The organism is Sporomusa sp., assembly GCF_057736855.1.
Genome location: NZ_JBYKYF010000126.1, coordinates 1 through 8,724, shown reverse-complemented (window position 1 = coordinate 8,724; position 8,724 = coordinate 1). Strand labels below are relative to the sequence as shown.

10 protein-coding genes are annotated in these 8,724 nt (G+C 44.4%); all 10 read left to right on the top strand.

Annotated elements, in window-relative coordinates; translation table 11 throughout:
* On the top strand, nucleotides 1-696 hold a 696-nt coding region (locus AC29Z1_RS09685), incomplete at its 5' end, for an aminotransferase class IV (protein WP_488271257.1).
* Between the two features lie 4 nt (nucleotides 697-700).
* Nucleotides 701-1,498: a formate dehydrogenase accessory sulfurtransferase FdhD gene (gene fdhD, locus AC29Z1_RS09680; RefSeq protein WP_488271256.1), complete on the top strand. Its 798-nt coding sequence runs from the start codon at nucleotides 701-703 to the stop codon at nucleotides 1,496-1,498.
* A 38-nt stretch (nucleotides 1,499-1,536) separates the two neighbouring features.
* Nucleotides 1,537-2,562 (top strand): molybdopterin-binding protein, encoded by a 1,026-nt coding sequence (locus AC29Z1_RS09675; protein WP_488271255.1) that lies wholly within the window; start codon nucleotides 1,537-1,539, stop codon nucleotides 2,560-2,562.
* Nucleotides 2,529-2,813: a hypothetical protein gene (locus tag AC29Z1_RS09670; RefSeq protein ID WP_488271254.1), complete on the top strand. Its 285-nt coding sequence runs from the start codon at nucleotides 2,529-2,531 to the stop codon at nucleotides 2,811-2,813. The genes AC29Z1_RS09675 and AC29Z1_RS09670 overlap by 34 nt, the downstream gene beginning before the upstream one ends.
* A gap of 269 nt (nucleotides 2,814-3,082) precedes the next feature.
* Complete coding sequence (locus AC29Z1_RS09665) at nucleotides 3,083-3,412, top strand: 4Fe-4S dicluster domain-containing protein (protein ID WP_488271253.1); 330 nt, start codon at nucleotides 3,083-3,085, stop codon at nucleotides 3,410-3,412.
* A complete protein-coding gene (fdhF, locus tag AC29Z1_RS09660; protein WP_488271258.1) occupies nucleotides 3,405-5,444 on the top strand; it encodes a formate dehydrogenase subunit alpha in 2,040 nt (679 codons plus the stop codon). Before AC29Z1_RS09665 ends, fdhF begins: the two co-directional genes overlap by 8 nt.
* Nucleotides 5,445-5,561: 117 nt before the next feature.
* Entirely contained in the window at nucleotides 5,562-6,170 is a 609-nt protein-coding gene (gene mobA, locus AC29Z1_RS09655) for a molybdenum cofactor guanylyltransferase (protein WP_488271252.1), read from the top strand.
* 16 nt (nucleotides 6,171-6,186) lie between these two features.
* Complete coding sequence (locus tag AC29Z1_RS09650) at nucleotides 6,187-6,774, top strand: 4Fe-4S dicluster domain-containing protein (RefSeq protein ID WP_488271251.1); 588 nt, start codon at nucleotides 6,187-6,189, stop codon at nucleotides 6,772-6,774.
* Nucleotides 6,775-6,808: 34 nt separating this feature from the next.
* Nucleotides 6,809-8,188: a [FeFe] hydrogenase, group A gene (locus AC29Z1_RS09645; protein ID WP_488271250.1), complete on the top strand. Its 1,380-nt coding sequence runs from the start codon at nucleotides 6,809-6,811 to the stop codon at nucleotides 8,186-8,188.
* Nucleotides 8,189-8,193: 5 nt separating this feature from the next.
* Nucleotides 8,194-8,724: 4Fe-4S dicluster domain-containing protein (locus AC29Z1_RS09640; RefSeq protein WP_488271249.1), on the top strand; the 531-nt coding region annotated here is incomplete at its 3' end.

Here is an 8,724-nt window from a genome sequence, read left to right as displayed (position 1 = left end):
GAGGCTGCGGCAAAATATTTACAATGGCCCTCATTGCCTGGGCATGCTGAACTTAGGGAAGCCATTGACAAGGTACTAAGGTATAATCAGCTAACAGACGCTTCAGTACGTCTGACATTATCCAGAGGAGTTGGGACACCGCGTCCTGATCCTAGCAGCTGTGGTCGACCGTCCGTAATGGTGTTTGCTTCCCCATTGCCGCCGCCGCTGCCGCCGGAAGGCTGGCGTATTGCCACTGTTACGCTGCGGCGTAATCTATCTTCGCCTTTAGTTGGAATTAAGTCGGCTAATTATCTTGACAATATTCTGGCGAAACAAGAGGCGCAAGCGCTGGGGGCTCAGGAGGCCCTGATGATTAATACTAATGGATATGTGGATGAAGGGTCGATGAGCAATATCTTTTTTGTCACTTCAGGCAGGTTAATTACACCAGATGAGGATAGCGGTATTTTGCCTGGTATAACCAGACGAACAATAATTGAACTGGCACTGCAGGCCAAGATTCCGCTTGAAATCAGGCAAGTCACCCTAGAAGAGCTGAGTAAGGCCGACGAGATGTTTTTAACAAGTTCGGTTATGGAAGTGATCCCGGTAGCAGCGCTTGATGGGCGATGGCGCAGCAAAAAACCGGCAGCACCTGGGACAGTTACCTGTATGCTGCAAGACATGTATCAGGAACTTGTCAGGAAGGAGTGAGGCTATGGATGCGCTCAAAGGAACCAATAGCTATCAGGTTGTCAAAATTCGTGGGCGGGATGTCACCATTGCCGTAGAACCTGTCGTGGAGGAGATACCACTTACCATATATCTAAATGGTAGCGAACTGGTGACAATGCTAGCTGCTGCCGGTGAGGAAGAGTATTTGGTAATAGGCTTTTTGGCTACTGAAGGTATTATTCAAACAGTGAGCGATATCAAGACGCTGGACATTAACACCGTACAGGGCCTGATCCATGTTACCACAGTATCTGGTGAGACAGTGGCTGAAAAGAAATTTTTAAAACGTTATCTTACCGCTTGCTGTGGCAAAGGGAGGAGTGCCTTCTATTTTGAAAACGATGTATTAACCGCCAAAATGATAAACAATGATATAACTATCACTTTGGAAGAAGCCATGCGTTACTCCGAGCTACTGGAAGCCGCCTCAGAAACGTTCCGAATTACTGGCGGCGTTCATGGCGGCGCTCTGGCGGCAGCAGGCCAATTGGTTTGTTGGAGCCAGGATATTGGGCGACACAATGTATTTGACAAATTGTACGGACGATGTCTGGTGGAAGGCATTAGCACTCATGACAAAGTCCTGGTCTTCTCCGGCCGGGTATCTTCTGAAATACTGCTAAAAGTCAGCAAAATGAATGTACCGATTATCATTGCCCGTTCAGCACCTACCAGTCTGGCGATTGATATGGCAGAGGAACTTGGGGTGACAGTCATTGGCTTTGCCAGAGGCGATCGCATGAATATCTATACTCATCGAGAACGGGTTATCGGTCTCTAACCGTCGTAGCAGCAATGAGTATGCAGGAGGAAAAATAATTGGCATTCAAAAAAGTACGAATCGAAGACGCTGTTGGTATGATTCTTGGACATGATATGACCAAAATTGTACCCGGAGAATATAAGGGTCCTGCTTTTAAAAAAGGGCATATTATTCGCGCGGAAGATATACCGCATTTACTCAAGATAGGTAAAGAGCATATTTACCTGCTTGAGCTAGGAGATAATCAGATTCACGAAAACGAGGCTGCTGAGCGGCTGGCATTGGCGCTAAGCGGTGCGAATACTTATATTAGCGAGCCGGCAGAAGGAAAGGTTCATATTATTGCTAAACAGGATGGACTACTGAAAGTAAATCGTACAGCAGTAACCAGAATTAATTCGGTTGACCAGATTGTTTTTTCTACGTTACATGGAAATTGCTTGGTAAAGGCCGGAAAAATTTTGGCCGGAGTAAAAGCGGTGCAATTAACTATAGAACGCCATATTATCGAGACAGTGGAGACGATAGCTAGCGAATATCAGGATATTGTAACTGTAAAGCCATTACAAGCATTAAAAACAGGAATTATTATCACAGGAAATGAGGTTTTTTATGGGCGCATTCAGGACGGATTCGGTCCAGTACTACAACGTAAGATAGCACATTACCAAGCAGAATATATCGGTTCTACATTTACGCCTGACAATACGGAGAAAATCATGCAAGCTATTTTTGATCAGGCCGAGTCTGGAGCCAAAGTTATTATTGTTAGTGGAGGAATGTCAGTTGACCCTGATGATGTGACGCCAGATGCCATCCGCGCAACCGGCGCAGAGATTATTACTTACGGTACCCCCGTGTTACCGGGAGCTATGTTTATGTTGGCCTATCTTGACAACATTGCTATACTTGGCTTACCGGCCTGTGGTATGTTCTCAAAAATAACGGTATTTGATTTAGTATTTCCCCGAATACTTGCAGGTGAAAAATTAAGCAAACAGGATTTTGCTGAGATGGGATATGGCGGTCTCTGTATGGGGTGTAACGAGTGCTCATATCCCTGCTGCCCGTTTGGAAAGTAGAGGAGAAATATATCTATGGTATTGCCGGCTATGCACTGATTGCGGAAGAAGTGGCTAATGCAACTCCGGAGAATCCGGTGACGTTAAAGCAATTTGAATATAATCCGGCGGATGAAGCTTCTGACAAGCTTGTGGTTGCTGGCACTGACTGTCGCATTATGACCGTTGTCCTTGTATCGCCAGCCGTTACTGGTGTAGTGCGTTTGGTAGATACGGTAGTAAGTCATCGAGAGCAGGTTATCGGAATTTAACATTCTTGTGTGAAAGCTATTGGTAACATGGGTAGAAACTTTAACAATCTGATCTTTTTTTTGAAAAATCAGTAAAATTATCCTGAGTATTCATAAATTTGAGCTAAAGTGCAATATGTAGGGACTGAGTTGAAAAAAATTCCTGGTTTTACCGTTTGGAAAAGCAGGAATTTTCTTTAATTACTGGAATAAATCATATTAGAATATATTTTCACAAAGTTTAGATTACTTTTTGACTGCCGTGGCTTGTCAACGAAAGCGAGGAACATATGGAGACATCATTGTCCTTTGTGGTAGGCGACAAAGAGAAATGTAAGCGTTGTTTAACTTGTCGTGTTGCATGTCCTAGCGGTGACATTAATTTTGTGCCGTTCCAAGAAAAGAATGGCAGGCTTATTTTTTGCCAACAACGGGGAAGGGGTTACCCGGAATGTATCTGTAGCGCTTGCTTAGCATCAGATATACCGCCGGCCTGTATTGCTGCTTGTCCGGAAAAAGCTCTTAAAATTGTCAATGTCCGCCAAGAGCGAAAAAGCAAAAACCAGCAGGCAGTAATTTATTTATATAAATATTGGGGGGGAAAAAGAGGTCATGGATAGTGTTTTAACAACTTGTCCCTATTGCGGAACAGGTTGTACCTTCTATTTAAATGTAAAAGATGGTGAAATTGTTAGTGTTACTCCAAATAAGGATAATGCGGTGAATGATGGCATCCTGTGTCTGAAAGGTCATTTCGGATTTGATTTTGTTCATCATCGTGACCGTCTGACACAGCCACTTATTCGCAAAAATGGAAAATTGACTGAGGCGACCTGGGAAGAAGCTCTCAATCTGGTAGCCAAGAAATTCAGCGAAATAAAAAGCCAATATGGTGGAGACAGTATTGCCGCGTTTAGTTCGGCGCGCTGTACCAATGAAGAAAATTATCTTATGCAAAAATTTATGCGCGCAGTAATCGGTACTAACAATGTTGATCACTGCGCTCGTCTTTGACATGCTCCCACGGTGGCTGGTCTAGCCACATCATTTGGCAGTGGTGCAATGACAAATGCCATTAGCGAAATTAAAACAATGGGACCGAAAGATTTAATATTTGCTATCGGCACAAACACCACAGAATGCCATCCCATCATTGGTATTCGCATGATGGAAGCTAAAGCGCGCGGTGTAAAACTTATTGTCGCCGACCCGCGTGAGATTGAATTGGCCAAAGCTGCTGACATATGGTTGCAACAAAAGCCGGGAACTGATGTTGCGTTACTGAATGGCATGATGTATGTTATTTTAACCGAAGGATTGGCTGATACCCAATTTATTCAGTCTCGTACCGAGAATTTTGATGCTTTCAAGGAAAAGGTAATGAAATATCCACCAGAATATGCTGAAACCATTACTGCCGTACCGGCTGAAAAAATCCGTCAGGCAGCTCGGCTATTTGCGCAAGCGGAGAATGCAGCTACTTACTATACAATGGGTATTACCCAGCATACATCTGGTGTTGACAATGTTCTATCGATTGCAAATTTAGCCATGTTGACAGGTAATATGGGTAAGCCAAAAGCTGGTGTTAACCCGCTAAGAGGTCAAAACAACGTACAAGGTGCCTGTGATATGGGGGCATTGCCTAATGTTTACCCCGGTTATCAACCAGTTACCGATCCGGCGATTCGGGAAAAATTCGAAAAAGCCTGGAACGCTACATTGAGTGATAAGGTGGGGCTGACAATACCGGCAGTATTGCATGCTATCGAAGAAGATAGGGTTAAAGCGCTATATGTGTTTGGGGAAAACCCCATGCGCAGTGATCCGGATATCAACCATGTAAAACATTGTCTGGAACATGTAGAGTTTTTAGTGGTTCAAGACATCTTCCTGACAGAGACCGCCGAAATGGCTGATGTTGTCTTGCCTGGCGCCTCGTTTGCTGAAAAAGACGGTACTTTCAGTAATACCGAGCGACGGGTTCAACGGGTAAGAAAAGCGGTAGAACCCAAGGGAAATAGCCGTCCAGATTGGCAGATATTTGTCGGTCTTATGAAAGCCATGGGGTATCCTGCTGATTATGCTACTCCAGAAGATATATTTGAGGAGATGCGTAAGCTTACACCTAGTTATGCCGGTATTTCATACAAACGGCTTGAACAGGGTGGTATTCAATGGCCGTGCCCATCAGAGGATCATCCTGGTACACCAATACTGCATGTTGGTAAATTCAGCCGCGGGTTAGGTAAATTCTCGGCCGTTGATTATCGTGATCCGGCAGAATTGCCTGATGAGGAATACCCGTTTATTCTTACCACTGGTCGGGTAACTGCACATTATCATACCGGTACTATGACCCGGCGTAGTTGGGGACTAAACAAGGCGCATCCGGAAGAATCCTTGGAAATTAACCCAGTAGACGCAGCTCGGTTGGGGATAGTTGATGGTGAACGAATACGTGTGTCCACCCGCAGGGGGAGCTTGGTAACTAAAGCTCAGGTTACCAACAGGGTCTCACCGGGATTAACCTTTATTACCTTCCATTTTACGGAAACGCCAGGTAATATACTCACGAACAGCGCCACTGACCCGGTGTCGAAAACTCCGGAATTTAAGGTATGTGCCGTGAAAGTGGAGAAAATTAGTTAATCTTTGAATCATCAAGCAAGTAATAGTTTACAACAGTGTGACTTTGTGTAAAGAACTAGCATTGTGTATTTTGTATAAGTTGAGATTAGTTTAGTACCTGGCTAGGGTGGACGTCATATGAACAAAAGCAAGTTTCAAACCATAACTCCGGTTATTCTGGCTGGGGGTAAAAGCAGCCGAATGGGACGCAACAAATCGTTTGTGACTTTGGCCGGTAAATCATTAATTGAAATCGTATTAGATGCCGTGCTCCGTATTTTTCCTCAGCCGCCGGTGATCATCACCAATTCACCCGGTTTGTATGAATATCTTGGAGTTACCTTAGCAAGTGATATTTATCAAGATAAAGGCCCGCTGGCCGGAATTCATGCCGGACTCATGTATTCGTCCACCGCTTATAGTTTTGTTATTGGCTGTGATATGCCGTTTTTGGATGCAGATTTTATAAAATTTATGGTTGATCAGTTGGATAACGAACAGGTAGTAATTCCGCGTTCCGGCAAATGGGTGGAGCCGCTGCATGCTATATATGCGGCTAGCTGTTTGCCGATCATTGAGACCAAACTTAACCAGGATATATGTAAAATCCAGGCTTTTTTTCCAGATGTCCTCGTTAAGTATATCGATGTAAATGAATATGGCCATGACATAAACTGTTTTGCCAATATTAATTCCCAGGCTGACCTTTTGGCGGCTGAAGCATTATATTCGAAGACCAATAAGTAGAGAGGAGGCCTATATAATGAGTACAAAAATTAATTCTTTTGTAGTCGCAGATCCAGCCAAATGTATCGGCTGTAAGGTCTGTGAAGTGGCCTGTGCAGTGAGCCACACTAACTATGGGGTGGTAACGGCTGGTACAATGGAGGATCCGATAATACCACGGCTGTATCTGGTAAAAACGGCTGAGGTAACAATGCCGGTTCAATGCCGCCATTGCGAAGATGCTCCATGTGCGAACGCTTGTCCAGTAGGGGCTATTCGGCAGGAGAAGAATGTTATTTTTGTTGATGAAAACAACTGTGTTGGCTGTAAAACCTGTATGATGGCCTGTCCCTTTGGTGCCATTGATTTGGTGCCCAAGTACGTCAAGGGGGAAGCAATCACTCAGCGTGTTCTTAAATCAGAAACCGATGACGGCTTGGTAGAAAAGGCTGTGGCCTATGCAAGCAAGTGTGATTTGTGCATAAGCCGTCCGGATGGGCCGGCTTGCGTAGAAAATTGCCCGGAAAAAGCACTTGAAGTAATTAAGCCTGCTGCACTCAAAAAAGAGCGCAATCTGGAAGCTGCTCTTAGCCTACTGGAATCAGTTAAAAAATTTATGGAGTAGCCCGAGCGGGCAAAGGAAGGAGAGGTGACTCAATATGTCAGCTACTGTTGGCGTTGTTCATATTGATCAAGAATTATGTACCGGATGCAGACGCTGTACTGAGGTTTGTCCGGTAGATGCTATTCAAGGTGTAGCCGGCGAACCGCAAACCATTGATACGGAAAAATGTTGTTATTGTGGTCAGTGTATCCAAGTGTGCAGTTCATATGCATCTATTTTTGATGATACAATTGCTCCCCGGGAACATAAAATGGCCGAACGAGGCTTACTCGACAGTGTTAAAGAGCCATTGTTTGCCGCCTATAATTTGGGACACAATAAACAAGTCAAACAAGGCTTGGCTGACCCCAATTTGTTTAGTATGGTGCAATGTGCGCCGGCTGTTCGTGTGGCTATTGCTGAAGAATTTGGCATGAAGCTTGGCAGCTTAACTCCTGGTAAAATGGCGGCAGCGCTCCGGCGTTTAGGTTTTGACCGGGTATATGATACCAACTTTACTGCCGACCTTACTATTATGGAAGAAGGTAGCGAGCTCATTGAGCGTGTTACCAAAAATGGCACATTGCCGATGTTTACTTCCTGTTGTCCGGCTTGGGTGAAATATGTAGAACAAGAATATCCGGAACTCATAGATCATTTGTCGACCTGCAAGTCGCCACAGCAAATGGCCGGTGCCTTGTTTAAAACTTATGGCGCAAAAATTAATAATGTTGATCCGGCAAAAGTTTTCAGTGTATCGGTAATGCCTTGTACCTGTAAGAAGTTTGAATGTGATCGCCCTGAAATGGTTGACAGCGGTTTCAAAGATGTTGATTATGTTATTACCACTCGTGAATTAGCACAGCTTATTAAAGATGCTGGTATTGATTTCAAAAATTTACCTGATGAAGAGTTTGATAAACCGCTTGGAACCTATACAGGTGCTGGTACTATCTTTGGTGTAACTGGCGGCGTTATGGAAGCTGCTTTACGGACAGGATATGAGCTTATTACTAAACAAGCTATTCCTGAAATTAAACTCGATTTTGTTCGCGGTGGTGAAGGGGTAAAACGGGCTACCGTTAAAGTCGGTGATTTGGACTTAAAAGTAGTGGTGGTTTCTGGTCTGAAACATGTTAAACCGCTTATGGAACAAATCAAAGCTGGAAAAGCCGATTTCCATTTCATGGAGGTTATGACTTGTCCAGTAGGCTGTGTCAGTGGTGGTGGACAGCCTAAAGTGCTGTTGCCGAAATTGAAAGAGAAAGCTTATGAGAACCGTACTTGCTCGACCTATATCCATGATGATAACCTGGAGCTTAGAAAATCACACGATAATCCGGACGTGCAAAAACTATATGAAGAGTTCTTGATTGAGCCACTTGGTCATGAATCTCATCATTTGTTGCATACCAAATACACACCAAGGAGGTAGTTGGTATGAACAGTAATACCTTTGTCGTAGCCAATCCCCATAAATGTATTGGCTGCAAAGCGTGTGAAATTGCCTGTGCGGTAGCGCATCTTGACACCAGTGTTGTTACTGCCGGTGCAATGGAAGCTCCATTCCTGCCGAGACTTAGTCTGGTTAGAACTTCAAAAGTTACTATGCCGGTGCAATGCCGTCAGTGTGATGATGCGCCCTGTGCTAACGTTTGTCCGGTTGACGCTATAACGCACCAAAGCAACAAGATTATAGTTGATACTGATAAATGTATTGGCTGTAAGACCTGCATGTTAGCTTGTCCGCTAGGTGCTATGGACATGGCTCCGGAACTCAAAAATGGCCAAACGGTGTATCAAGAAGGGTTGATGCTTGAGGGTGAAGAGCAGTTAGCCAAAGAAAAAATGGTTGCCCATAAATGCGACCTATGTGTGGGACGGGAAAATGGTCCGGCCTGTGCCGAAGTTTGTCCGGCTGGCGCCTTCATGGTTGTAAAACCTTCAGATATGAAGCAAACCATTAGGAAT

What these genes read in the sequence shown, in the direction of transcription:
- fdhD (WP_488271256.1), top strand. Translation starts at nt 701, where the DNA reads ATGGATGCGCTCAAAGGAACCAATAGCTATCAGGTTGTCAAAATTCGT.
- AC29Z1_RS09665 (WP_488271253.1), top strand. Translation starts at nt 3,083, where the DNA reads ATGGAGACATCATTGTCCTTTGTGGTAGGCGACAAAGAGAAATGTAAG.
- mobA (WP_488271252.1), top strand. Translation starts at nt 5,562, where the DNA reads ATGAACAAAAGCAAGTTTCAAACCATAACTCCGGTTATTCTGGCTGGG.
- AC29Z1_RS09650 (WP_488271251.1), top strand. Translation starts at nt 6,187, where the DNA reads ATGAGTACAAAAATTAATTCTTTTGTAGTCGCAGATCCAGCCAAATGT.
- AC29Z1_RS09645 (WP_488271250.1), top strand. Translation starts at nt 6,809, where the DNA reads ATGTCAGCTACTGTTGGCGTTGTTCATATTGATCAAGAATTATGTACC.